At 74.1% G+C, this 23713-nt stretch carries 22 protein-coding genes; 9 read left to right on the forward strand and 13 right to left on the reverse strand.

The genetic code is table 11. The features are described 5' to 3' along the window. Both LQ51_RS28625 and LQ51_RS28630 read left to right on the forward strand, forming a co-directional pair. The coding region (locus LQ51_RS28625) for a transcriptional regulator (protein ID WP_231605916.1) at nucleotides 1–1048 on the forward strand (1048 nt) is incomplete at its 5' end. Between the two features lie 9 nt (nucleotides 1049–1057). Continuing rightward, nucleotides 1058–2140: a polyprenyl synthetase family protein gene (locus LQ51_RS28630; protein WP_046571099.1), complete on the forward strand. Its 1083-nt coding sequence runs from the start codon at nucleotides 1058–1060 to the stop codon at nucleotides 2138–2140. Between the two features lie 142 nt (nucleotides 2141–2282). Here the strand turns inward: LQ51_RS28630 and LQ51_RS28635 are convergent, their stop codons facing one another. Then, on the reverse strand, nucleotides 2283–2654 hold the full coding sequence (locus LQ51_RS28635; protein WP_046571100.1) for an Rv2175c family DNA-binding protein: 372 nt from the start codon (nucleotides 2652–2654) through the stop codon (nucleotides 2283–2285). A gap of 155 nt (nucleotides 2655–2809) precedes the next feature. On the opposite strand from LQ51_RS28635, the gene pknB reads away from it, so the two are divergent. Both pknB and LQ51_RS28645 read left to right on the forward strand, forming a co-directional pair. Next, nucleotides 2810–4792, forward strand: a complete 1983-nt coding sequence (gene pknB / locus LQ51_RS28640; RefSeq protein WP_046571101.1) for a Stk1 family PASTA domain-containing Ser/Thr kinase — start codon at nucleotides 2810–2812, stop codon at nucleotides 4790–4792. 77 nt (nucleotides 4793–4869) lie between these two features. Further along, the gene (locus LQ51_RS28645; protein WP_046571149.1) at nucleotides 4870–5712 is read left to right on the forward strand and encodes a deoxyribonuclease IV; all 843 of its coding nucleotides are present in this window, start codon (nucleotides 4870–4872) and stop codon (nucleotides 5710–5712) included. 169 nt (nucleotides 5713–5881) lie between these two features. On the opposite strand, the gene LQ51_RS28650 is transcribed toward LQ51_RS28645, so the two are convergent. The 3 genes from LQ51_RS28650 to LQ51_RS28660 all read right to left on the reverse strand — a co-directional run bounded on the left by LQ51_RS28650 (nucleotide 5882) and on the right by LQ51_RS28660 (nucleotide 8939). Further along, nucleotides 5882–6901: a threonine aldolase family protein gene (locus tag LQ51_RS28650; RefSeq protein WP_046571150.1), complete on the reverse strand. Its 1020-nt coding sequence runs from the start codon at nucleotides 6899–6901 to the stop codon at nucleotides 5882–5884. A gap of 23 nt (nucleotides 6902–6924) precedes the next feature. Next, nucleotides 6925–8331 (reverse strand): class II 3-deoxy-7-phosphoheptulonate synthase, encoded by a 1407-nt coding sequence (locus LQ51_RS28655; protein WP_046571103.1) that lies wholly within the window; start codon nucleotides 8329–8331, stop codon nucleotides 6925–6927. A gap of 116 nt (nucleotides 8332–8447) precedes the next feature. Then, nucleotides 8448–8939: a hypothetical protein gene (locus tag LQ51_RS28660; RefSeq protein ID WP_046571104.1), complete on the reverse strand. Its 492-nt coding sequence runs from the start codon at nucleotides 8937–8939 to the stop codon at nucleotides 8448–8450. Nucleotides 8940–9007: 68 nt separating this feature from the next. Here LQ51_RS28660 and LQ51_RS33560 point away from each other — a divergent pair, with 68 nt between their 5' ends. Together LQ51_RS33560 and LQ51_RS34425 are read left to right on the forward strand one after the other, a co-directional pair. Continuing rightward, nucleotides 9008–9181 carry a hypothetical protein gene (locus tag LQ51_RS33560; protein WP_197087943.1) on the forward strand — a complete coding sequence of 58 codons (174 nt, stop codon included), beginning with the start codon at nucleotides 9008–9010 and terminating at the stop codon, nucleotides 9179–9181. Continuing rightward, nucleotides 9178–10167, forward strand: coding sequence for an AraC-like ligand-binding domain-containing protein (locus LQ51_RS34425; protein ID WP_052745095.1), 990 nt, complete (start codon nucleotides 9178–9180; stop codon nucleotides 10165–10167). Before LQ51_RS33560 ends, LQ51_RS34425 begins: the two co-directional genes overlap by 4 nt. A 70-nt stretch (nucleotides 10168–10237) precedes the next feature. Here the strand turns inward: LQ51_RS34425 and LQ51_RS28670 are convergent, their stop codons facing one another. After that, entirely contained in the window at nucleotides 10238–11881 is a 1644-nt protein-coding gene (locus LQ51_RS28670; RefSeq protein ID WP_046571106.1) for a glycosyl hydrolase family 18 protein, read from the reverse strand. A 145-nt stretch (nucleotides 11882–12026) separates the two neighbouring features. On the opposite strand from LQ51_RS28670, the gene LQ51_RS28675 reads away from it, so the two are divergent. Then, entirely contained in the window at nucleotides 12027–12515 is a 489-nt protein-coding gene (locus tag LQ51_RS28675; RefSeq protein ID WP_046571107.1) for a glutathione peroxidase, read from the forward strand. A 176-nt stretch (nucleotides 12516–12691) separates the two neighbouring features. Here the strand turns inward: LQ51_RS28675 and LQ51_RS28680 are convergent, their stop codons facing one another. From LQ51_RS28680 to LQ51_RS28710, 7 genes are all read right to left on the reverse strand, one after another. Further along, nucleotides 12692–13495: an SGNH/GDSL hydrolase family protein gene (locus tag LQ51_RS28680; RefSeq protein WP_046571109.1), complete on the reverse strand. Its 804-nt coding sequence runs from the start codon at nucleotides 13493–13495 to the stop codon at nucleotides 12692–12694. Between the two features lie 720 nt (nucleotides 13496–14215). Then, complete coding sequence (locus LQ51_RS28685) at nucleotides 14216–14698, reverse strand: GNAT family N-acetyltransferase (RefSeq protein ID WP_046571111.1); 483 nt, start codon at nucleotides 14696–14698, stop codon at nucleotides 14216–14218. A 225-nt stretch (nucleotides 14699–14923) separates the two neighbouring features. Further along, complete coding sequence (locus LQ51_RS28690; protein ID WP_369799906.1) at nucleotides 14924–15151, reverse strand: DUF2203 domain-containing protein; 228 nt, start codon at nucleotides 15149–15151, stop codon at nucleotides 14924–14926. A gap of 297 nt (nucleotides 15152–15448) precedes the next feature. Beyond that, nucleotides 15449–16267 (reverse strand): pyrroline-5-carboxylate reductase, encoded by an 819-nt coding sequence (proC, locus tag LQ51_RS28695; RefSeq protein WP_046571113.1) that lies wholly within the window; start codon nucleotides 16265–16267, stop codon nucleotides 15449–15451. Between the two features lie 73 nt (nucleotides 16268–16340). Next, nucleotides 16341–17369 carry a 6-phosphofructokinase gene (locus LQ51_RS28700; RefSeq protein ID WP_046571154.1) on the reverse strand — a complete coding sequence of 343 codons (1029 nt, stop codon included), beginning with the start codon at nucleotides 17367–17369 and terminating at the stop codon, nucleotides 16341–16343. A 179-nt stretch (nucleotides 17370–17548) separates the two neighbouring features. After that, complete coding sequence (locus LQ51_RS28705; protein WP_046571115.1) at nucleotides 17549–18052, reverse strand: pyridoxamine 5'-phosphate oxidase family protein; 504 nt, start codon at nucleotides 18050–18052, stop codon at nucleotides 17549–17551. A gap of 71 nt (nucleotides 18053–18123) precedes the next feature. Continuing rightward, the gene (locus LQ51_RS28710; protein WP_046571157.1) at nucleotides 18124–18621 is read right to left on the reverse strand and encodes a polyadenylate-specific 3'-exoribonuclease AS; all 498 of its coding nucleotides are present in this window, start codon (nucleotides 18619–18621) and stop codon (nucleotides 18124–18126) included. Between the two features lie 247 nt (nucleotides 18622–18868). Between LQ51_RS28710 and LQ51_RS28715 the strand changes: the two genes are divergently transcribed. Next, nucleotides 18869–19561, forward strand: coding sequence for a Crp/Fnr family transcriptional regulator (locus tag LQ51_RS28715; protein ID WP_046571116.1), 693 nt, complete (start codon nucleotides 18869–18871; stop codon nucleotides 19559–19561). A gap of 82 nt (nucleotides 19562–19643) precedes the next feature. Here the strand turns inward: LQ51_RS28715 and LQ51_RS28720 are convergent, their stop codons facing one another. Beyond that, nucleotides 19644–19862 (reverse strand): hypothetical protein, encoded by a 219-nt coding sequence (locus LQ51_RS28720; protein WP_046571159.1) that lies wholly within the window; start codon nucleotides 19860–19862, stop codon nucleotides 19644–19646. A gap of 188 nt (nucleotides 19863–20050) precedes the next feature. On the opposite strand from LQ51_RS28720, the gene LQ51_RS28725 reads away from it, so the two are divergent. Then, nucleotides 20051–23632, forward strand: coding sequence for an ATP-binding protein (locus LQ51_RS28725; protein ID WP_156313272.1), 3582 nt, complete (start codon nucleotides 20051–20053; stop codon nucleotides 23630–23632). Nucleotides 23633–23713: the final 81 nt, after the last annotated feature.

The raw sequence follows: 23713 nt of genomic DNA on the forward strand, positions 1-23713 counted from the left end.
CGGACCCCGGCCGTCGCACCCCGGCGGGCCCCCGCCCGACCGGGCGGCGCCGACGGGTTCCGGCGGGCGGTGGCCGGACCCGGTCGGGCTGGCCGAGCTGCGGCGCTGGGACGACCTGCTCGGCGGGGCCGACCTGGCCGGGCACGGGCTGCGCCGGCTGCGCCGCACCGCCCGCGCCTACCGCGCGGCCGGGCCGGCCGGCCGCCGCCGGCTGCTGCCGGCGCTGGCCGGGGCCGCGCAGCTCGCCGGCTGGCTCGCCGCCGACGCCGGGCAGGTCACCGACGGTCTGCACGGCTACCGGCTGGCGCTGCGGGCGGCGGTGGCCGCCGGCGACCGGGCGTTCGCCGGGCACGTGCTCGGCGCGGCGAGTCACCTGCTGGCCGGCGTCGGCGATCCGGCCGGGGCGCTGGCGCTGGCCCGCTCGGGGTACGCCGGCAGTCGGGCGGTCGCCTCGCCCGGGCTGCGGGCGCTGCTGCTGCACCGGGTGGCGTTCGCCGCCGCGCTCGCCGGGCGCTCCCGCGCCGCCCGGCAGGCCCTGGACGCCGCCACCGGGCACGGCGGCCCCGATCCCGGCCGGGAGCCGCCCTGGCTGTACTGGCTCGACGAGGCCGAACTGGCCGCGCTGACCGGGCGCACCCTGGTCGCGCTGGGCCGGCCCGGTCCCGCGGTGCCGCTGCTCGCGCCGGCCGCCCGGGCGCCCGGCCGGCCCCGCCGCGCGGCCCTGTACGGCGGCTGGCTGGCCCGCGGGCACCTGCAACTCGGGGAGGTGGAGCCGGCCTGCACGGTGGCCGGGACGGCGCTGCTCGACGCCGTCCGGTCCGGTTCGCCCCGGGCGGTCGGCCAGCTCACCGAGGTCCGCCGCCGGCTGGCCGGGCACCACGACGAGCCGGCCGTCCGGCGGTACGCCGACCTGCTCGCCGCCGCCCGGCCGTACCTGCCGGTGGGGACGGCGGGCGGCGCCGGGGCGCCCGGCCCTGGTCGGCCGCGCCGGGCAGGTCGCACGCCACGCCGACCCGGGGGTACGGCGGGACGGACGGGGACCGGCTAGCGTCGTGGCGTGACCCACGCTGCTCCCGTCTCTCCCGTCGACCGCGCCGGCCTGCGTCAGCGGGTCGAGAAGTCGCTCACCGAGTTTCTGGCCGGCCAGCGCGGCTGGCTGACGACCCTCGACGAAGGCCTGGTGCCGGTCGCCGAGGCGATCGAGGCGTTCGTGCTCGGCGGCGGGAAGCGGCTGCGCCCGGCCTTCGGCTACTGGGGCTATCGAGGCGCCGGCGGGGTCGACTCCGACCAGGTGGTGGCAGCCCTGGCCGCGCTGGAGTTCGTCCAGGCCAGCGCCCTGATCCACGACGATCTGATGGACCGCTCGGACACCCGCCGGGGTGAGCCCGCGGTGCACCGGCGGTTCGCCGCCCGGCACCGGGAAGCCGGTTGGGGCGGCGACCCGGACGGCTTCGGTGACGCCGCCGCGATCCTCCTCGGCGACCTCTGCCTGGTCTGGTCGGACGAGCTGCTGCACTCGGCGGGTCTGGACCCGCGGACGGTGGCCCGGGCGCGGCCGGTCTTCGACGAGATGCGCACCGAGGTGACCGTCGGGCAGTACCTCGACGTGCTGACCCAGGCCACCGGGGACACCTCGCGGGAGCGGGCCGGCAAGGTGGCCCGGTACAAGTCGGCGAAGTACACCGTCGAGCGGCCGCTGCTGCTGGGTGCCGCGCTGGCCGACGCGCCGGCCGAGGTGATCGCCGCCTACTCGGCGTACGGGCTGCCGCTGGGCGAGGCGTTCCAGCTCCGCGACGACGTGCTGGGGGTCTTCGGCGACCCGGAGCGCACCGGCAAGCCGGCCGGCGACGACCTGCGCGAGGGCAAGCGGACCTATCTGGTGGCGGCGGCCCTGGAGACGGTCGACGAGGCCGGCCGGGACCTGCTGCTCGCCGGGCTCGGCGACCCCGGCCTGGACACCGAGGGCGTACGCCGGCTGCGCGAGGTGATCACGGCGAGCGGCGCCCTGGACAGTACCGAGCAGCGGATCGCCACCCTGACCGAGAACGCCCTGGCCGCCCTCACCACCGTCGACCTGGACACCGAGGCCCGCCAGTCCCTGGTGGACCTGGCCATCGCCGCCACCCGCCGCACCGACTAACCCCTCCCCCGTCCCCGGGCGTCGATCATGAAGTTGTCGGCGGAGTCGATCTCCAAAAACGCCAACAACTTCATGATCGACCGTGCGGGACGCGGGGTGGGGGCCGTGCGGGGTGAGGGCCGGGGGTGGTCAGGCCGGGGGGTCAGAAGCCGAGGGCCTGGGCGCGGCGTTTGACCTCACGGGCCTGGTCGCCGCCCAGGGTGGCCGCCGGCGTGCCGCCGGCGAGGGTGGGGTCGGCCAGGTAGAGCCAGCGCAGCGCCTCCTCGTCGTCGTAGCCGGCGTCGGCGAGCAGGTTGAGCACCCCGGGCAGGTGCTTGAGCACGGTGTGGTTGGCCACCAGGTCGGCCGGGATGCGGCGGACGCCGTCGCGGCGCACCGCGATCAGCTCCCGGTCCCGGATCATCTGGTGCACCTTGCTGATCGACACGTCGAGGCGCTCGGCCACGTCCGGCAGGGTCAGCCAGGCGGCCGGGTCGCTGGGCCCCGGCAGGTCGGCGGGTACGGAATCGGTCACCCGACCACCCTGCCACGAGCCTGGCGCGTCCCCGCAGCGGCACCCCGACGGACCTCCGGGCCGCCCCGCGGGAGCGCGCGTTTTCCCGTCTGGTCGTACCCCGGCTGTAGCATCCTGTTCAACCTTCACCCGATGGACACATAGACTGCCTGCCGATGGACACACAGGTCGCCGACACGTTGCTGGGCTCGCTGATCGACGGGCGCTACCGCATCCGCGGTCGCGTGGCCCGTGGCGGCATGGCGACCGTGTACACCGCCACCGACGAGCGCCTGGAGCGCACCGTGGCGGTCAAAATCATTCACCCGACCCAGGCGCCCGAGACCCGGGCCCGGATGGCCGGCTTCGTGGAGCGGTTCACCGACGAGGCGAAGACCATCGCCCGGCTGACCCACCCCAACGTGGTGGCGGTCTACGACCAGGGCACCCACGCCGGCCTGCCCTATCTCGTGATGGAGTACGTCCGGGGCCGTACCCTGCGCGACGTGCTCACCGAGCGGCGCCGGCTCAATCCGGACGAGGCGCTGGCCATCGCCGAGCAGATGCTCGCCGCGATCGCCGCCGCGCATCGGGCCGGCCTCGTGCACCGCGACGTCAAGCCGGAGAACGTGCTGGTCGCCGAGGCGCCCACCGGCGGCGTCGCCAACCTGGTGGACAGCGTGGTGAAGGTGGCCGACTTCGGGCTGGCCCGGGCGGTCGAGGCCAGCGCCGAGGAGGAGCAGGGCAACCAGCTGATGGCCACCGTCGCGTACGTGGCTCCGGAGCTGGTCACCGAGGGCCGGGCCGATCCGCGCACCGACGTCTACTCCGCCGGGATCGTGCTGTTCGAGATGCTCACCGGCCGGGTGCCGTACGACGGCGACCGCCCGGTCGAGGTGGCCTGGCAGCACGTCGACCGGGACGTGCCGGCCCCGTCGACCCTGGTCCCGAGCCTGCCCACGGCCCTCGACGACCTGGTCGGCCGGGCCACCCGGCGGGACCCGGGCGGCCGGCCCGCCGACGCCGGCGCGCTGCTGGCCGAGGTGCAGGTGGCCCGGGACGACCTGGGCAACAGCAACTCGCACACCGCGGTGCTGCGCAAGGTGTCCGACGAGACCACCCCGATGGCCCAGCCGACCATGGTGGTGGCGGCGGTCCAGCCGGCCCAGCGACCGGCCTGGGCACGGCTGCCGGAGGGCGGCGGGCAGCGCCCGCACCGCCGCCGGGCCGTCGAGCAGGAGGGCCTGGGGGCACGCCTCGCCGAGCTGCGTACCCGGGTGATGGGTTCGCCCCGCGGCCGGCTGGCGGTCGCCGCGGCCGTGGTGGTGCTCGGCCTGGTCGCCGCGGTCGGTGGCTGGTGGTTCGGGGTGGGCCGGTACACGGTCGCCCCGCAGCTGGTCAGCCTGACCAAGACCGAGGCGGAGGCGCAGGCCAACCGGGGCGGCTTCACCCTGAAATACGCCGATCCCCGCTATGACGAGAAGATCCCGAAGGACAGCGTGCTCGGGCAGCAGCCGGGCTCGGCGGCGCGGATCCTCAAGGGCGGCACGATCACCCTGACCCTCTCCCTGGGCCCGGAGCAGCTGCCGGTGCCGGACGTGGTGGGCAAGGAGTTCGAGCTGGCCCAGGCCGAGCTGACCAACGCCAAGCTAAACGTGGTCAAGGGCCCGTCCCGGTACGACGACGAACTGCCGGCCGGCGTGGTGATGGCTACCACCCCGAAGGTGGGCACGGTGGTCAAACCGGGCGCGAAGGTGACGCTGATCCTGAGCAAGGGCCGCGCCCCGGTGACCGTGCCGAACCTGGTCGGCAAGAACCTCACCGAGGCCCGCACCATCCTCGGTCAGCTCGGGCTCAAGGCGGTCGAGACGTACAAGGACTCGGACAAGCCGCGCGACGAGATCCTCGGCCAGAGCCCGGCCGACGGCGCCGGGGTGGAGAAGGGCACCGAGGTCAAGCTGGACGTCAGCAAGGGCCCGCCGCAGGTGGCCGTGCCCCGGGTCGTCGACCTGCCCTGCCAGCAGGCCAAGCAGGTGCTGGAGAGCCAGGGCTTCCCGGTCAACATCCAGCTCAACCCCAACGGGGTGGCCCGCTTCCAGAACCCGGCCGAGAACACTCCGGTGCCGCCGGGCACCCAGGTCACGGTGACCTGTCTGTGAGCGAGCGGATCAGCGGGCTCGACGGCGCGGCAGCGGACGCGACCGCCGAGCGGAGCGGGCAGCCGGCGCGGCGCCGGGTGGGCTCGCACACGCCCACCTCCGGCGGTCTGGCCCGGGCGGTGCTGCCGTACGCCGAGGCGGCCGGCTCCGAGGTCGTGCAGGTGTACGTCTCCAACTCCCGCGGCTGGGCGCTGCCGGCGGGCGACCCGGCCCAGGACACCCTGTTCCGCGACGGCTGTGGCGAGCGCGAGCTGCCGGTCTTCATCCACGCCTCGCTGCTGGTCAACCTCGGCTCCCCCACCCCGGCCACCGTCGAGCGGTCGGCGCAGACGCTGGCGCACGCGCTGCGCCGGGGCCGGGCGATCGGCGCCGAGGGCGTGGTCTTCCACGCCGGCAGCGCGGTGGACGCGGGCCACGCCGAGGCGGCCATGCGGCAGGTACGCGAGGCGCTGCTGCCGCTGCTCGACGAGACCGCGGCCGTCGGCGGGCCGATGCTGCTGGTCGAGCCGAGCGCCGGCGGCGGGCGGTCGCTGGCCTCCCGGGTCGAGCACCTGGGCCCCTACCTGGACGCGGTCGAGCGGCATCCCATGATGGGCGTCTGCTTCGACACCTGCCACGCCTGGGCGGCCGGGCACGACCTGGCCGCCGAGGGCGGCATGACCGCGGCGCTGGACACCCTGGTCGCCACGGTCGGCGCGGACCGGCTACGGCTGGTGCACGCGAACGACTCGAAGGACCTGTGCGGCTCGACCCGGGACCGGCACGAGAACATCGGCAAGGGCACCATCGGCGAGCCGGCGTTCGCCGAGCTGATGCGTCACCCGGCCACGGCCGGCATCCCGGTGCTGGTGGAGACCCCCACGGAGAAGCACGTCGGCCACGCCGCCGACATCGCCACCCTCAAGCGCCTCCACCCCTGACACCGCACCCCCGCCCCGGCCCCCTGCCCCCGCACCCCCGCCCCGCACCCCGCCCCGCACCCCCGCACCCCGCCCCCGCGCCCCGCCCCGCACCGTTGATCAAGGAGTTTGCGTCACGCCTGGCGCGAAACCAGACGCAATCTCCTTGATCAACGAGGCTGGTCGGGGGTCAGGCGCGGAGGAGGGTGGTGAGGGTCTCGGCGGCGCGGTCGACCTCGGCGTCCGAGACGTCCAGGTGGGTGACCAGGCGGGCGGTACGGGGGCCGAGCACGGAGATCAGCACGCCCCGCTCCCGGGCCGCGGCGGCCAGGGCCTTCGCGTCCAGCGGGTGCTTGGTCAGGTCGAGCGGGACGATGTTGGTCCGCGCCGCCGTGGCGAGCACGCCGTGCGGGGCGACGGCCTCGGCGAGCCGGGCCGCCTTCGCGTGGTCCTCGGCGAGCCGCCGCACGTGGTGGGCGAGGGCGTACCGGCCGGCGGCGGCGAGCACGCCGACCTGCCGCATCCCGCCGCCCATCCGCTTGCGGACGAACCGGGCCCGGGCGATCTTCTCGGCGCTGCCCACCACCAGGGAGCCGACCGGCGCGCCGAGGCCCTTGGAGAGGCAGACCGACAGGGTGTCGAAGAGCGCGCCGTACTCGGCCAACGGCACCCCGTCGGCCACGTGCGCGTGCCAGATCCGGGCGCCGTCGCAGTGCAGGGCCAGCTCGTGGTCGTCGGCGACCCGGCGCAGCTCGCGCAGGGTGGACAGCGGGATCACCCCGCCGCCGCCCCGGTTATGGGTCTGCTCCACCGCGATCGCCCGGGTGGGCACCGCGAAGTAGCCGTCGGGGCGGATCATCCCGGCCACCACGTCCGGGTCGATCTGCGCGCCGACCGCCGGCCAGGTCCGCGAGGAGATGCCGCCGTACACGGCGGCGGCGCCGATCTCGTACGTCACGACGTGCGCGTCGGCGTCGCAGAGCAGCTCGTCGCCGGGCGGGACGAGCAGCTGGAGGGCGATCTGGTTGGCCATCGAGCCGCTCGGCGCGAAGAGCGCGGCCTCGTGCCCGAACAACGCGGCGACCTCGGCCTCCAGCGCGGCGACGGTCGGATCCTCGGCGTAGACGTCATCGCCGACCTCGGCGGTCGCCATGGCCTCCCGCATCCCGGCGGTGGGCCGGGTCACGGTGTCCGAACGGAGATCGATCAGGTCAGCCACGTTCACTCCTCGGGTCAGCCACGGAGCATTTCCGCGACCAGGAAGGCCAGCTCCAGCGACTGCTGGGTGTTCAGTCGCGGGTCGCAGGCGGTCTCGTACCGGCCGGGCAGGTCGAGGTCCTCGATGCCCTGGGCGCCGCCGAGGCACTCGGTGACGTCCTCGCCGGTCAGCTCGACGTGCAGGCCGCCCGGGTGGGTCTCCAGGCCGCGGTGCACCTCGAAGTAGCCGAGCACCTCGTCGACGATCCGGTCGAAGTGCCGGGTCTTGTAGCCGTTGGAGGACTCGTGGGTGTTGCCGTGCATCGGGTCGCACTGCCAGACCACCTTGGCGCCGGCCGCGGCGACCTTGGCGACGATCGGAGGCAGGGCGTCGCGGACCCGGTGGTTGCCCATCCGGCTGATCAGCGTCAACCGGCCGGGGACGTTGTCCGGGTTGAGCTTCTCGCACAGCTCGATGGCCTCGTCCGGGGTGGTGGTCGGGCCGAGCTTCACCCCGATCGGGTTGGCGATCCGGGAGATGTAGTCGATGTGCGCGCCGTCGAGCTGCCGGGTCCGCTCGCCGATCCAGAGGAAGTGCCCGGAGAGGCCGTACGCCCGGTTGCCGGAGATCCGGGTGAGTGCGCGGTCGTACTCCAGGGCGAGCGCCTCGTGCGAGCAGTAGAGGGTGACGGTGCGCAGCGCCTCGTCGTCGGTCATGCCGCAGGCGCGGATGAAGGCGATGGCCCGGTCGATCTCCCGGGCGATCGCCTCGTAGCGCTCGCCGGCCGGTGACTGCTTGACGAAGTCCTTGTTCCAGTCGTGCACCGCGTGCAGGTCGGCCAGCCCGCCGGCCAGGTAGGCGCGGAGCATGTTCATGGCGGCGGCCGAGTTGGCGTACGCCCGGATCATGCGCTGCGGGTCGGCGACCCGCGCCTCGGGCGTGGCCTCCAGCGAGTTGATCATGTCGCCGCGGTAGGCCGGGAGGCCGCGCGCGTCGGTCGGCAGCGACCGGGGCTTGGTGTACTGGCCGGCGACCCGGGCCACCTTGACCACCGGCAGGGACGCGCCGTAGGTCAGCACGATGGCCATCTGGAGCAGGGTGCGGGCGTTGGCCAGCAGGTGGCTCTCGGTGTTGTCGACGAAGGTCTCCGCGCAGTCGCCGCCCTGGAGCAGGAACGCCTTGCCCTCGCAGACCAGCGCGAGCCGCTGCCGGAGCTGGTCGACCTCGTACGGGGCGACCACCGAGGGCACCGTGTCGAGCACCTTGCAGACCTGGGCGACCTGGGCCGGGTCCGGCCAGGGCGGGGTCTGCGCGCGGGGCAGGTCCCGCCAGCGGTCCAGGCCGAGGGCAGCGTCCTCGGCGGAGTCGGCCGTCGGACGACTGGTCTGCAGGCTGGGGCTGCCCACCGCGGGGTGACTCAGCTGGTGCCACTCATGGCGCATGACCCAAAGCGTACGGCGACCGCCGGGGCGGCCCGTCGGCGAGGGGGACGGTTCCGGCCTCTGGGAGGGGACGCCGCCACGCCGGCGGAGCGCCGCTGGTCACGCCGGCTGGCCGGTCAGGGGGTGACGGCCGGCTCCGGGCTGTTCCCGCCGGGCGCCTCGCCGGTGATGCACCAGTCGGCGCCGCTGCGGGTGACCGTGAACAGCAGCGCCCGGGTGGCCTTGCGGGACCCGACGGCGACCGTGACGGCCGTGCTGACCTCCTGGCCGTGCGGGCCGGAGCGGACGTCGGTGATGGTGGCCTGCGGGACGGTGAAGTGGTCGGCGAAGTCGCCGTTGGGACCGGTGGCGTCGGCGTCGAAGCGGGCCTGCAACGGCGCGCAGAGCTGGCTGCGCCCGGCGTCGGCGTCCTTGGCGGCCATCGCGTCGAGGTACGCCTGCACCCGCTCCCGGCTCTTGGCCGCCGCCTCGTCGGCGGGCGCGCGGTTCGCCTCGGTGGCCGGGCCGCCGGCGGTGTCGCCGCCGCCGACGAAGCCGCAGCCGGCCAGGGCGACCGGCGCGAGGGCGAGCAGTGCCGCGGCCACCATCCTCGGGTACGTCGGGCCCATCGGTCCCCTTCCCTCGCGCGGACATCGGGACGTGCCGAGCGGCGAGTCTGTCACATCGAGGCCGCCGGATGCCGGCCCGGCGGGCCGCCCGGCGGCGGCTGCCACCGGTCCTCGACGACCTGCCCATCCTCGCCCGGATCGCCCCGACCGGCCAGAGCGGCACGCGGATCGGCGTCCGCCCCCACGGAATGGACGCCGGACCGCCCGCGATCGACAATGGCGTACCCCTGGAAAGGAGGTGACGGTCATCCTCGCGGTGGCGTCGGTCGACACCCTCTGGCTGCCCCCGGCCGAGCGGTTCGACTTCTGGCAGGACGTGGTGGCCCGCGAGTCGGCGGCCGCCCGGATCAGCACCGCGCACGCGGGCGACTTCGCCGCCTCGGCCCGGGCGGTCGACCTCGACGTGGTCCGGCTCGGCGCCTGGCGGTATCCGTCGCTGGAGCTGGCCCGGACCTCCGGGATGATCCACAGCTCGGACCCCGAGCTCTACCAGCTCGTCCTGCCGCTGAACGGCCACGGTGTGGTGTCGCAGCAGCGGCGGTCGGGCCGGCTCGGCCCGTCCGGTTTCGTCTTCATCGACACCGTCCGCCCGCACGGCTCCCGGCAGGTGCCCGACCGGGCCACCGACCGGCTGGAGACGCTGACCGTGCTGGTGCCACACTGGGCGCTGCCGCTGCCGCCCCGCCGGGTGGCGGCGTTGCTCGCCGCGAAGATCCCCGCCGACACCGGGATGGGTGCCCTGTTGGCCGCCTTCCTGCGCCGGCTGGTGGCCCACCCGGAGCAGTACGACGCCTCGGACGCGCCGCGGCTCGACCGGATCGTCCTGGACCTGATCGCCGGCACCCTGGCCGGACACCTGGAGGTGGAACGGGAGCTCCCGGTGGAGGTGCAGGTCACCGGCCTGCGGGCCCGGGTGGAGGCGTGGATCCGGGAGCACCTGGCTGATCCCGGGCTCACGCCGACCGTCGTGGCGGACGCGCACCACCTCTCGGTGCGCACGCTCCACCGGCTCTTCGAGGATGCCGACACGAGTGTGGCGAGCCTGATCCGCACGGCCCGGCTGGAGCGCTGCTTCCGGGACCTGGCCGACCCGCGGCTGCGGCACCTCGCCGTCCACCAGGTCGCCGCCCGGTGGGGCTTCCGGGATCGGGCGCACTTCACCCGGGCGTTCCGGGCCGCGTACGGGCTCCCGCCCGGGGAGCATCGGAACCGCAGCATCCGTACCTGAGCGGACACCGTGCGGGGAGGGACCGGTGCGGCCCCTCCCCGCCGGGTGGGTGGTGCGTCGGCGCTCGGCGTCAGCCGAGACCGCCCTTGATGGCGCCGATCAGCTCGCCGTTGCTGGTGTCACCGGAGAGCTCCCAGAAGAAGGCGCCACCGAGGCCCTGGTTCCTGGCGTAGGTCATCTTGCCGCCGATGGTGGCCGGCGTGTCGTAGCCCCACCAGTTCGAGCCGCACTTGGCGTACGCCGTACCGCCGATGGTCCCGGTGCTCGGGCAGCTGTTCTTGAGCACCTTGTAGTCCTCGATGCCCTGCTCGTAGGTGCCCGGCGCCGGGCCGGTGGCGGTGCCGCCGGGGGCGGTCTGGGTCACCCCGGTCCAGCCCCGGCCGTAGAAGCCGATGCCGAGCAGCAGCTTGTCCGAGGGGATGCCCTTGGACTTGAGCTTCTGGATCGCCGCGTCCGACCAGAAGCCCTGCTGCGGGATGCCGGTGTACGAGGTGAGCGGCGAGTGCGGCGCGGTCGGCCCCTGGGCGTTGAAGGCGCCGAAGTAGTCGTACGTCATCGGCATGAGCCAGTTGAGGTACGGCGCGGCGCCCGCGTAGTCGGTCGCGTCGATCTTGCCGCCGTTGCTGCCGTCGGCGGTGATCGCCGCGGTGACCAGGGCGCTGGAGCCGAACCGGCTGCGCAGCGCGCTCACCACGTTCTTGAAGGCGTTCGGGCCGCTGCTGTCGCACTGCAGGCCGCAGGCGTTCGGGTACTCCCAGTCGACGTCGATGCCGTCGAAGACGTCCGCCCAGCGCGGGTCCTCGACCACGGAGTAGCAGGAGTCGGCGAACGCGGCCGGGTTCTGCGCGGCCTGGGTGAAGCCGCCCGACCAGGTCCACCCGCCGAAGGACCAGATCACCTTCAGGTTCGGGTACATCTTCTTCAGCTTGCGCAGCTGGTTGAAGCTGCCGCGCAGCGGCTGGTCCCAGGTGTCGGCGACGCCGTCGACGCTGTCCGCCGCGGTGTACGCCTTGTCGTAGTCGGCGTAGCTGTCGCCGATGCTGCACCGGCCGCCGGTGGTGTTGCCGAAGGCGTACAGGATGTGGGTGAGCTTGGCCGCGGACCCGCTGGTGTGGATGTTCTTCACGTGGTAGTTGCGGGCGTACACCCCCCACTCGGCGAAGTAGCCGACCACCTTCTTGCCCCCGGTCGAGGGCGGCGGCGTGGTGGGCGGTGCGGTGGTCGGCGGGGCCGTGGTGGGCGGGGCCGTGGTGGGTGGCGCGGTGGTCGGGGCGGCCGTGGTGGGTGCGGCCGTGGTGGGCGGGGTGCCGCCACCGGAGCAGGACGCCCCGTTGACGGTGCAGGTCACCGGCGCCTTGTACGCCCCGGTGCCGTTGTAGCCCCAGCTGAAGCTGGCACCGGGGGCGAGCGCACCGGCCCAGCTCTTCTTCACCGCGACGTAGTGGTTGCCGCTGCTGGTCACGTCGGCGTCCCAGGAACTGCTGATGGTGGTGCCGGCGGGCAGGTCGAACTCGATGCGCCAGGTGGCGACGCTGGCGCTGGTGCCGTTGGTGATGGTCACCTTCGTCTCGTGACCGGTCCCCCAGTCCTGCACCTTGGTGAAGGTGGCGGTCACGCTGCCCGCCGCGGAGGCGGTCGCCAACGGCGCACCCGCGGCCACCAGCGCGACCACGGCGCCGGTGGCCCACAGGGCCCGGCGGAACGATCTCTTCATACGGCGTCTCCCCTATTAGTTAGGAAACTTTCCTTATTGAATGCTGAGACGCTACTCACGCCGTCATCACTTCGTCAAGATGTAGATGCTTCGATCCGTTGCGCCGCCGCCGAGCCGGCCGCACGGGGGCGCGTAGCCTCGGCGCATGAACGTTTTCGACGTGAAGATCGACGCCCTGGGCGGGGGCCCGGCCGACCTCGCGCGCTACCGGGGCCGCGCCCTGCTGGTGGTCAACGTGGCCTCCCGGTGCGGGCTGACCCCGCAGTACGCCGGCCTGCAGGCCCTCGCCGACACCTACGCCGACCGGGGGCTGACCGTGCTCGGGGTGCCGTGCAACCAGTTCGCCGGCCAGGAGCCGGGCACGGCGGCCGAGATCGAGGAGTTCTGCCAGGTCAACTACGGGGTCACCTTCCCGCTGACGGAGAAGGTCGACGTCAACGGGCCGGACCGCCACCCGCTCTACGCCGAGCTGGTGTCCACTCCGGACGCCGAGGGGCACACCGGGGACATCCGGTGGAACTTCGAGAAGTTCCTGGTGGCGCCGGACGGCAGCGTGGCGGACCGGTTCGCCCCGCAGGTCGCCCCCGACTCCCCCGAGCTACGCGCGGCGATCGAGAAGGTGCTGCCCGGCTGAGTCCTCCACCGGCGGGTGCAGCTTGGCCAGCGGCGACCGGGCCGGCCGGGTGCCAGCCCCACGCCGAGATGGTGACCTGAGCCGAGAAGATCCCCACGGAGGCGGGCCCGGGACGCGGTCGCGCCCCGGGCCCGCCGGCCACCGGTCCGCGCGGGCGGTGCGGACCGGTGACCGGATCAGCCCGCGGCGGAGCGGAAGACCGGGTAGTAGCCGCCGGACTGGCCCGCGGCCGTCGGGTGGTACGAGACGGTGAGGTTGAGGTAGTTCAACGCGTGCAGCCACTTCTCCCCGTAGCTGCACAGCTGATGGCCGACGAAGATCGAGCGCACGTCGGCGAACGTGAAGCCGGCCGCGCTGGCCGCCGTCCGGGTGATGTCGTCGACCAGGTTGATGCCCTCATTGATCTTCGCGCGCGAGGTCGCGCTGAGCCCGACGCAGACCGTGCCGAGCTGGTAGAAGACCGGGTAGCCGACGACCACCACCCGGGCCGAGGGCGACCGGCTCCGGATGCCGTTGTAGACGTTGGCGAGCTTGCCCGGCAGCTCGGACCGGGCCTTGTTCTCGGCCGCCTGCACGGCCGACACGCACTGGCTCTCCCCCTGCAGCACGCAGGTGCTCATGATGCTGGAGAACCCGACGTCGTTGCCACCCACCGTGACGCTGACCAGCGTGGTGGTCGACGAGAGCGCGGCGAGCTGGCTGCTGATGACGGTGGCCGTGGTGGCGCCCGAGCAGGCCACCGAGCGGTACGAGGCGGGCTTGATGTTGGCGTTGTAGAGCGCGGGGTACGCCTTGGTGCTGCGCATGCAGGACCCGCTCTCGGAGGTGTAGCTGTCGGCACCGACGCCCGAGGCGTACGAGTCGCCGAGCGCGACGTACTGGTCGGTGGCGGCGGCCTGCGCCGGGGCGGCCAGCGTCAGGACGGCCCCGAGGGACGAGGCCAGTGTCAGGGCGAGGGTGGCAAGACGGGATCTCCGCACGTCGCACTCCTGGTGGTGGGAAGTGGTGGTGCGAGATAGATATCAATAGATCGGCAGCGCGGGGAAGATCATTGATTCGCGGAGGATGCCGATAGATACTAATAGATACAAACCCTTGCCGTGCCGCAGCTACGCGGTGAAGGATTCCGCCCCTACTGTCCGTTATCGATCGCCCGTCCTCCGCGCGCGGTCCCCAGCCGGCGGACGCCCCGGTGCGCGGCAGGTCGGCGTCTCACCCGCGCCGGCGCCCAGTTCGCGCCATCTCGGGCTCTCACGAACGCCCGACGCCCCACTTCGCGGCAAATCGGGGTGTCACGCGCAGCCGACGCCCCACTTCACGGCAAGTCGGGATGCCACGCGCAGTCGACCCCCACTTCACGGCAAATCGGGGTGTCACGCGGCCGGCGTCCCAGTTCGCGCCATCTCGGGGTCTCACGAGCGCCCGACGCCCCACTTCGCGGCAAGTCGGGGTGTCGCGCACGGCAGATGCCCCAGCTCGCGCCCAGGCGCGAGTCACTCCGCGGAGGACGCCCAGTCGCGGCATCTCGGCGTGTTACCTGCGGGCCGAGGCCACCGTTCGCAGCATGTTGGCGTCTCGCCCACGGCCGAGGCCACAGTGCACGGCAAGTCGGCCCGTCGCCCATGGCCCAGGCCACAGTGCACGGCAGGTTGGCCCGTCGCCCACGGTCGAGGCCACGACGCCCGACGTGTCCGGGTGGGTCAAGCCGGGTCGGCCGGGGCGGTGAGCCGCATCGTCGGCTCCGCGGTCTCCCGGAAGCCGAGCGACCGGTAGAGCGGCCGCCCCGCCTCCGACGCCCGCAGGTCGATCTTGCGCACGCCGCGCTCCCGGAACCAGTTCAGCAGGGCGGTCATGCAGGCCCGAGAGTGGCCGCGCCGGCGGTGGGCGGGATCGGTGCTGACGTTGAAGACGTACCCGCAGAGGCCGCTCGGGTTGGCCGGCCCGCCGAGCCGGCGCTCGATCGTGCCCACGGCGCAGGCCGCCAGCCCGCCCGCCGGCGCGTCGACCACGAACGCCGCCAGCCACGGTTCCGGTCCGGCCAGCCACTCCCGCAGGTTGTCCCGGGCCAGGTCCTGCCATCTGCCCGGTTCCGGGTCCGAGCCGGCCATCGCGGCGAGCATCAGCCCGCGCAGGCGGACCAGTTCCGTGGCGTCCTCAGGGGTAGCCCGGCGAGCGTCGACCATGGACCGCACGATAGCCACCGGCTGCGGCACGCCGACGAGGCGGGCGGGACATCGGACCACGTTCGCGCCGCGCCCCACGGAGCAGGCGGCAGGCCGGCGGAACAAGCGGCAGGCCCACGGAGCAGGCGGGACGCAGGCCGAGCAAGCGGGACCCAGGCAGAGCAAGCGGGACCCAGGCAGAGTGGGCCGCGGACGCGGCACGACCAGGCGACAGGCGGGCGGCGGTCAGACCGGGCGGCGGCCGGCGAAGCCACACTCGACGCGGTGGTACCAGCGGACGTCCTCGTCCCCCTCCAGCCAGCACCAGAGCACCGCCCGGCCGGCCCGCTCGCCGGGGAAGTCCAGCAGCAGCGGCGCGATCCCCTTGACCTGGATGCCGTGCTGGTGCAGCTCCTCCAACACCGCGTGCAGCCGCGCCTCGATCGCCTTCACCTCGGCCCGGCCGCCGAGCACGCTGGCCCCGTGGTCGGCCAGGTCGGCGCGGAGTTCGGCGAGGTCGGCGGGAGCCGGATCAGCTCCTCGAGGCGCGGCCGCAGGGTGGCCACCAGGTGTCGCGCCTGGGCGAGTGTGAACACCGCGCCAGTATGCGGCACGCCGGGTGATCGGATCCCCCGCCGGCACCTGGGTCGACCGTCAGGACGGCATCCGTTCCGCCTCCTGCAAGCCGAGGGGCGCCGCGCACGCCGCGGCCGGGGTCGACCGGCGCCGCGACGGCACGCCGGTCCCGGCCGGGTCCGGGCGGCGGTGGGCTCAGTCGGCCTGGGCGGCCAGCTCGCGGGCCCGGTCCCGGGCCGCTTCCAGGGCCGCCAGCAGGGCCGCGCGTACGCCGTGGTTCTCCAGCTCACGGATGGCGGAGATGGTGGTACCGGCCGGCGAGGTGACCGCCTCGCGGAGCTTGACCGGGTGCTCACCGGAGTCGCGCAGCATCACCGCCGAGCCGATGGCGGTCTGCACGATCAGCTCGTGCGCCACCTGCCGCGGCAGGCCGAGCAGGATGCCCGCGTCGATCATGGCCTCGACCAGCAGGTAGAAGTAGGCCGGGCCGGAGCCGGAGAGGGCGGTCACCGCGTCCTGCTGGGACTCGGGCACCCGGAGCGTGGCGCCGAGCGGCTTGAACATCGCCTCGGCCAAGGCCAGGTGCGCGCCGGTGGCGTACGCCCCCGGGGAGATCGCGCTCATCGCCTGGTCGACCAGGGCCGGGGTGTTGGTCATCACCCGGACCACCGGGGTGCCCTCGGGCAGCCGGCGGTTGAAGAAGGCGGTGGGCAGGCCGGCGCAGAGCGAGATGACCAGCTTGTCGGCCGGCACCTTCGGGCCGATCTCGTCCAGCAGCGCCCCGGCGTCCTGCGGCTTCACCGAGACGGCGAGCACCTCCGCCTCGTCCACCGCGGTGAGGTTGTCCACCACCCGGACGCCGTAGCGGGCGGTCAGCTCCTCGGCGCGGGCCGGCCGCCGGGCGGTGGCGAGCAGCCGCTCGACCGGCCAGCCGGAGCGCAGCAGCCCGGAGAGCATCAGCTCGCCGATCTTGCCCGCACCGATCACCGCGACCGTGTGCACCTCGGGTGCCATGACGCCGTACCCCTCTCGCCGTGCGGTGGGGCGCGGCGGACCGGAACCGGTCCGCCGCGCCACCGGCCGTCGCTCAGCTGCCGAAGAAGACCTCGGCCTCGGCGTACCGCTCCAGCGGCACGGTCTTCAGCTCCCGGGTGGCCTCCGCGAGCGGGACCCGCACGATGTCGGTGCTCTGCATCGCGACCATCTTGCCCCAGTCGCCCTCGTGGGCGGCGTCGATGGCCTGCAGCCCCAGCCGGGTGGCCAGCACCCGGTCGAACGCGGTGGGCGTGCCGCCGCGCTGGATGTGGCCGAGCACCACGGTGCGGGCCTCCTTGCCGGTCTTCGCCTCCAGCTGCTCGGCGAGCCACTGGCCGATGCCGCCGAGGCGGACGTGCCCGAACGCGTCGAGCTCCTGGTTGTGCAGCACCATCTGGCCGTCCAGCGGCTGGGCGCCCTCGGCGACCACCACGATCGGGGCGTACTGGTGCTGGAAGCGCTTCTCGACGTAGCCGGCGACCTGCTCGACGTCGAACTGCCGCTCCGGCAGCAGGATCACGTTGGCGCCCCCGGCGAGGCCGGCGTGCAGGGCGATCCAGCCGGCGTGCCGGCCCATCACCTCGACCACCAGGGTGCGGTGGTGGCTCTCGGCGGTGGTGTGCAGCCGGTCGATCGCCTCCATCGCGATGTTGACCGCGGTGTCGAAGCCGAAGGTGTAGTCGGTGGCGCCCAGGTCGTTGTCGATCGTCTTCGGCACGCCGACCACGTGCACGCCCAGCTCGTGGAGCTTGGTGGCCACGCCGAGGGTGTCCTCGCCGCCGATCGCGATCAGGGCGTCCACGCCCTGCGCGGCGAGGTTCTCCTTGATCCGCTCGACGCCGTTCTCGATCTTGAAGGGGTTGGTCCGGGAGGAGCCGAGGATGGTGCCGCCGCGCGGCAGGATGCCGCGCACCTCCGCGATGCCCAGCGGCTTGGACAGGCCCTCCAGCGGGCCCTTCCAGCCGTCCCGGAAGCCCACGAACTCGTGACCGTAGGTGGCGACGCCCTTGCGGACGACCGCCCGAATCACCGCGTTGAGACCTGGGCAGTCGCCGCCGCCGGTGAGCACGCCGATACGCATGATCTGCTCATCCTCCTGGAGCATCAGGTGAAGCCCGGATAAGCCCCAGGATATGTGTCAGGTCAGACCATCGGCGCCGTTGCCGGCCCGGGGCGGGCCGTCACTGCGCACTGTAGTCGGCGCCGGGGTCCCCCGACACCGCGCCCCGGCCCACGGCGTGCCCACCGGACGGCTACCGGTCAGTAGCTGACCTCGCGGTTCTCGCCCGGCCGGGGCGGCTGCCCGGTCACCGCGGCCCGGGCGAGGCCGACCAGGCTGACCATCGCGCCGCCCGGTGAGTCCCAGTACTCGGCCGCGCCGGCGTGCACCTTGAGCAGGGTGAGCCCGGGGGTGTCGGGGCCGTCCGGGAACCAGGTCCGCAGCAGCGGGTGCCACAGCCGCTCGGCACGCTCGCGGTCCCACTCCTCGGCGGCGGTCCCGGCCACCGACACCCAGGCGTGGTGCCGTTGGTCGGAGAAACCGACATTGACCTGCGGGTTCACCCGGATCTGCCGGATCTTGGCCGAGTTGGCGTAGGTGAAGAACCAGAGGTCGCCGTCGAACTCCGCCGCCTGCAGCCCCATCGGGCGACTGACCAGCCGCCCGTCCACGGCCGTGGTGGTCAGCAGGCAGATGCGGGCGTCCCGGATCAGTTCGGTGACCCGACGGCGGGCGTCCTCGACGCCGGTCGCTCGGTTGCTCATGGCGGCTCTCCCTCGGCTCGACTTGATCTCGACCCGTGCCCAGGACAGAACCGGTCAAACCTGCCGACAGGTCACCGCGCGGTCATGGTCCGCCAGCGGGCCAGATTGTGCCGGGCGTCCACCAGCGCGTCGTGCCGGTCCGCCTCGGCCTCGGGCAGCCGCGGCCGGCCCCGGTCGTCCCAGAGCTGGCGCAACTCCTTGGTGAACCGCGGGATCTCCCGGGGCAGCGCCGGCATCGCCCCCCAGAGCTGTGCCAGCACCACGTGGTCGTACGCGGCGTACCAGGCCCAGAGCTCCAGTTGCTCGCCCGGCCGGTCCCGGACCGGGGCCATCAGGAACTCGTAGAGGTCGTCGCGGATCCGCTCCCGGGACCGCCAGGCCCGGTCGGCCGGCGAGGGGAGCTTGTCCAGGACGTTGCGGCGCACCCAGGGCACCGCCCGGGAGTCGTCGAACTCGGTGGAGACCGCGTAGAACTCGCGGCCGTGCTCGTCGACGACGCCGATCGACACCAGGTCGACGATCCGGCCGTCCTCGATGAACTCGCAGTCGTAGAAGTAGCGGTAGACCATCCCCGCCATCCTCGCCCACCGCCGCCGCCCGCCCGCCGCCGGGGCGTCCGTCGAGGTCATCGGCCCAGCGTCGCGGGCCCCCGCAGGGTCACGGAAGTGTTTCCAGGGGTGTACAGCAAGCGACCGGACCGTCATGATCTGATGTGTACCGCTACCGGACGCCGAACCGGTTCTGATGCCTCGTACCGGGGATGACAGGTTCACCCGGTGTGCGAGTTGGGGTCCTTGACCGGGGAGGGGTTGGGCCGTGGAGGTTCGCCTGCCGGAGCCGGGTGACGCGCTCACGGGCGTGGAGATGTTCGCCGGGCTCGAGCCGGAGGTGCGGCAGCGAGTCATCGCCGCGGCCGTGCCGCGTACGTACCGCAAGGGTCAGTTGCTCTTCGTGGAGAACGACCCCGGCGAGTCGCTGATCGTGCTGCGGCGGGGCGCCGTGGCCGTGTTCCGCACCGCGCCGACCGGCGAACGCGCCGTGCTGTCGGTGATCCGCCCGCCGGACGTGCTGGGCGAGGTGTCCCTGCTGGACGCCTCCACCCGCTCGGCGTCGGCCGAGGCGATCGAGGACTGCACCGCGCTCGCGCTGTCCCGGCCCGCCTTCATGGAGCTGGTGCACTCCAACCCGCGCATCCTCGACGCGGTGATGCGCTCGCTCGGCCAGCTCATCCGCCGGCTCACCGAGCAGAACGCCGACCACGTCTTCCTCGACCTGCCCGGCCGGGTGGCCAAGACGCTGGTCCGGCTGGCCGGCGAGAGCCAGGCCCCGATGATCACGATCGAGCTCAACCAGAGCCAGCTCGCCGAGATGGCCGGCGGTTCCCGCCAGAGCGTCAACCAGGCAATCGGCTCGTTCGCCAGCCGGGGCTGGCTGCGTACCGAGGGCCGCCGGATCGTGGTGACCGACGTGGCCGCGCTGCGCCGCCGCGCCGGGATGAACGACCGCTGAACGCGATGAACGACCGCTGAACGCGCGACGCGGCCGGGGCGTCGAACGCCACGGCCGCGTCGTCGGGCTCACCCGCGCGCTGTCACGGGGTGGTGCTGGTCGGCCCCGCCCAGTTGGTGGTGGTGCCGGTCGGCCCCGCCCACTCGGTGCCCTCCTTGCCACCGCCGCCGGACCCCTCGCTGACGATGCCCTCGGCCTGGAGGGCGGCCAGGGTGGCCGCGTCCACGTCGACCGACTCGCCCGCCGTGTGCGGCACGCCGTCGGCGTCGGTCCAGTCGCTCTCCAGCTTCACGTACACCATGGTGTCCCCCTTGATCGCGGTCGCCGTCGTCCCGGCCGCATGAATGTAGTCCGCGTACCGCCGCACTGGCTGCCCGGACGAGTGTCCACAAGCCAACAGCCCGGTACCTGACAGTCCCGCCAGCCGCGATACTCACCGGAGAGATGCCGCGGGGGGCGGCGTCCCGGCCGGGTCCGGCCGGAAGATCAGTGGAGGCTGCCATCTCCGCCCAGTGTGACCGTTGTGGACGTACCGCCGCCGACGGCGACCGCTTCTGTGGGGGCTGCGGCGCGGAGTTGGGTGCCGTCTGCCCGCACTGCCTGCGCCCGCTCGCCGTCGACGTGACGTTCTGCACCTCGTGCGGGGCGCCGCGGACCGGCGCCAAGCAGCCGGTGCCGACGCCGCAGGAGGACCGCCGCCGGGTCAGCGTGCTCTTCGTCGACCTGATCGATTTCACCCCGTACGTCGAGCGGGCCGACCCGGAGCAGGTCCGCGGCATGCAGACCGGCTTCTTTTCCGCCGCCCGCCGGGTCGTCGGGCAGTACGGCGGGGTGGTCGAGAAGTACATCGGGGACGCGGTGATGGCGCTCTTCGGCGCCCCGGTGGCCACCGAGACCGACGCGCTGCGCTGCGTCCGGGCCGGGCTGGAGTTGCAGCGGGTGCTCACCCGTTTCGCCCCGACCGGCCACGACGAGCTGCGCTTCCGGGTCGGCGTGGCGACCGGCGAGGCGCTGGTCGATGTGGCCGCGGCGCGCGACGGCGGGCAGGCGATCGTGGCCGGCGACGTGGTCAACACCGCCTCCCGGATGCAGTCGGTGGCCCCGCCCGGCGGGGTGCTGGTCTGCGGCGCCACCCACGCGCTGACCAAGGACGCCATCCGGTACGAGGAGCAGCCGCCGATCACCCTGCGCGGGCGCTCCACCCCCACCGAGGTCTGGCTCGCCCTCGCCCCGGTCCGCCGCCAGCCCACCGAGCGGGAGCCCGACACCACGCCGCTGATCGACCGCGAGCACGAGCTCGGCATGCTGGTCAACGCCCTGCACCGGTCACTGCGGGACCGGCTGCCGCAGGTGGTCACCGTGTTCGGCCGGGCCGGCCTGGGCAAGAGCCGGCTGGTACGCGAGCTGCACCGGCACGCCGAGCGGCTGGTCGACGAGCCGCTGACCTGGCGTACCGGGCGGTGCCCACCGTTCGGGGAGAACGTCACCTTCGCCGCGCTGGCCGACATCGTGAAGACCGAGGCGGGCATCCTCGACACCGACCCGGCGTCCGCCGCGGCGCAGCGGCTCACCAGCGCGGTCGCGGAACTGGTCGGCACCGCGGAGCGGGACCGGGTCGTCGACGCGCTGCGCCCCCTGGTCGGGCTGGCCGGGCCCACGCTGCCGGCCGAGGAGGCCGAGTCCGCCTGGCGGCGCTTCCTGCTCGCCCTCGCCGCCCGGCGCCCCACCGTGCTGGTCTTCGAGGACCTGCACTGGGCCGACGACGCGATGCTCCGCTTCGTCGACCTGCTCGGCGCCGCCGCGCGGGACGCGCCGCTGCTGCTGCTCTGCACCGCCCGCCCGGAGCTGGTCGACCGCGACCCGACCTGGGCGGGGACGATCACCGGCTCGGTGACCATCACCCTGCCGCCGCTGCGGGACACCGGCATCGCCGCGCTCTACGCGCACATGTTCGGCCAGGCCGCGTTCCCCGCCGAGATGCTCACCCCGCTGGTCGAGGTGGCCGGCGGCAACCCGCTCTACGCCCACGAGTACGTCCGGATGCTCATCGAGCAGGGCGCGCTGCGCCAGTCCGGCCGCGGCTGGTCGCTGGAGAAGCACCTCGACCTGCCGATGCCGGAGAGCGTGCACGCGGTCATCGCGAACCGGATCGACCTGCTCGACGCGAAGGACCGGGCCGTGCTGCTGGCCGCCTCCGCGGTGGGTGTGCAGTTCTGGCCGGGCGCGGTGGCCGCCGCGCTGGGCCAGCAGGTGGAGTCGGTGGAGCGGGCGCTGCGCCGGCTGGAGCAACGCGACTTCGTGCACGAGCAGGCGGCGTCCACGATGGCCGGGCAGCCGGAGTTCCGGTTCCGGCACGTACTGGTCCGGGACGTCTGCTACCAGCGGTTGCCGCGTACCGAGCGGGTGGCCCGGCACGAGCGGACCGCGGACTGGCTGGACGCGCTGTCGGAGAGCCGGGACACCGACCTGGCCGAGGTGCTCGCGCACCACCGGTGGGCCGCCCACGAGATCGCCCGCACCCTCGGCCTGGACACCCACCGCTACGCCGGTCCGGCACGCGCCGCGCTGCACCGGGCCGCCCGGCGGGCGTACGCCCTGCACGGGCTGGACGCGGCCGCCGCCCACGCCGGTCGGGCGTTGGGCCTGGCCGACGACAGCGACCCGGTCGGCCGGCTGCAACTGGAGCTGCTGAGCACGGAGATCTCGTTCTACCGGGACGGCAACGGCTTCCTCTCCGGCGGTGGGCCGGAGCAGCTGCACGGGCTCGCCGACCGGCTGCTCGCGCACGGCGACGACGCCTGCGCGGCCCGGGCCTGGACGTTGCTCGGCCAGGCCGCCTGGCTGCGCGCCGACCGGGCCGCCGCGGTGGCCTGCCTGGACCGGGCGGTCGCCCTGTTCGAGCCGCTGCCGGACACCGCCCAGAAGGCGGACGCGTACGCGGAGCTGGGCCGGCTGCACATGCTCAACTACGAGCGGGACGCGGCGGTCGCGGCGGCCGAGGCGGCGGCCGGGGTGGGGGCCCGGCTCGGCCTGGCCGAGGTCAACGTCAACGCCCGGATCACCGCGGCCACCGCGCGCTACCAGTCGGGCGACCGGTCCGGCCTGGACGAGCTGCACGCGCTGGTCGAGTCGAGCCGCAGCCAGCAACTGCTCGCGCTGCCCCGGGCGCTGCGGAATCTGGCGTTCGCGGTCCGCGAGGAGGGCGACTGGCTACGCTCGGACGCGCTGCTGTCCACCGCGCCGGAGGCCCGGGGCAGCGGGCAGACCCTGGCCACCAGCTACTCCGGCGAGGCGATGCGGGCATACTTCGACGGCGACTTCGGCCGGCTGATCGCCGCCGCCGACGCGTTCGTGGACACCCCGACCGGGGGCTGGGACATGCAGGTCCGGGGCCTACGCTCCTGCCTGCTGGTGCTGCGCGGGCAGCCGGTGCCGCCGGCGCCCCGGCCGGCGCCGACCCAGCGTGGCGAGGCCGCTCCGGAGCCGCCCCGGCACCTCGACGACGTGGCCGCCGCGCTGGACAGCGCCCGGCTCAGCGGCTTCCACCGGCCACGCTGGACCATGCTCGGCATGGCCGCGCTCTGCCGGGCGTTGCAGGGCCGGGCCGACGAGGCCGCCGAGCTGATCGACGAGCTGGCCGACGCGTGGTCGGCGGTGCCGGCACTGGCCAGCGGCGAATGGATCGCCGCGGCGGCGTACGCGGCCACCCTGGCCGGCCGGGACGCGGCGGTACGGGTCCGCGCCATGCTGGACCGGATCGAGCACCGCACGCCCTGGTCGGAGGCGGCACTGCGAACCGTGACCGGGGCGGTGGCCGGGGCCGACGGCGATCACCGGCGGGCCGGCGAGCTGCACCTGGCCGGGGCCGAGATCTACGCCCGGATCCCGGACGTCACCGACCGGATGCTGGCCCTCGCCCTCGCGGCGGGTGAGTTGGAGCTGGCCGGCGACAGCTCGGCCACCGCGCCGCTGGCCGAGGTACGCGCCTTCGCCCAGCGCAACGAGGCGCCCGGCCTGCTCGCCCTGGCCCGCCGCCCGGTACCGGACACCGGCCCCGCCGTCGCCTGCTGACCCGCCCGGCCGCCGCCCGGCCCGGCGGTAGGCACGCCGTCCCGAAGAGGGTCCGGCGACCCGGCGGTAGCCACGCCGTCC

The sequence above is a fragment of the Micromonospora sp. HK10 genome (genome assembly GCF_000982955.1).
In the GTDB taxonomy this organism is placed as follows: Bacteria; Actinomycetota; Actinomycetes; order Mycobacteriales; family Micromonosporaceae; genus Micromonospora.

Excerpts from the sequence above, each read along its gene's own strand:
- LQ51_RS28700 (WP_046571154.1), bottom strand. The coding sequence starts at position 17,369 with ATGCGTATCGGCGTGCTCACCGGCGGCGGCGACTGCCCAGGTCTCAAC.
- LQ51_RS28720 (WP_046571159.1), bottom strand. The coding sequence starts at position 19,862 with ATGGTGTACGTGAAGCTGGAGAGCGACTGGACCGACGCCGACGGCGTG.
- LQ51_RS28705 (WP_046571115.1), bottom strand. The coding sequence starts at position 18,052 with ATGAGCAACCGAGCGACCGGCGTCGAGGACGCCCGCCGTCGGGTCACC.
- LQ51_RS28710 (WP_046571157.1), bottom strand. The coding sequence starts at position 18,621 with ATGGTCTACCGCTACTTCTACGACTGCGAGTTCATCGAGGACGGCCGG.
- pknB (WP_046571101.1), top strand. The coding sequence starts at position 2,810 with ATGGACACACAGGTCGCCGACACGTTGCTGGGCTCGCTGATCGACGGG.
- LQ51_RS28660 (WP_046571104.1), bottom strand. The coding sequence starts at position 8,939 with ATGGGCCCGACGTACCCGAGGATGGTGGCCGCGGCACTGCTCGCCCTC.
- LQ51_RS28670 (WP_046571106.1), bottom strand. The coding sequence starts at position 11,881 with ATGAAGAGATCGTTCCGCCGGGCCCTGTGGGCCACCGGCGCCGTGGTC.
- LQ51_RS33560 (WP_197087943.1), top strand. The coding sequence starts at position 9,008 with ATGCCGGCCCGGCGGGCCGCCCGGCGGCGGCTGCCACCGGTCCTCGAC.
- LQ51_RS28655 (WP_046571103.1), bottom strand. The coding sequence starts at position 8,331 with ATGCGCCATGAGTGGCACCAGCTGAGTCACCCCGCGGTGGGCAGCCCC.
- LQ51_RS28675 (WP_046571107.1), top strand. The coding sequence starts at position 12,027 with ATGAACGTTTTCGACGTGAAGATCGACGCCCTGGGCGGGGGCCCGGCC.
- LQ51_RS28685 (WP_046571111.1), bottom strand. The coding sequence starts at position 14,698 with ATGGTCGACGCTCGCCGGGCTACCCCTGAGGACGCCACGGAACTGGTC.
- proC (WP_046571113.1), bottom strand. The coding sequence starts at position 16,267 with ATGGCACCCGAGGTGCACACGGTCGCGGTGATCGGTGCGGGCAAGATC.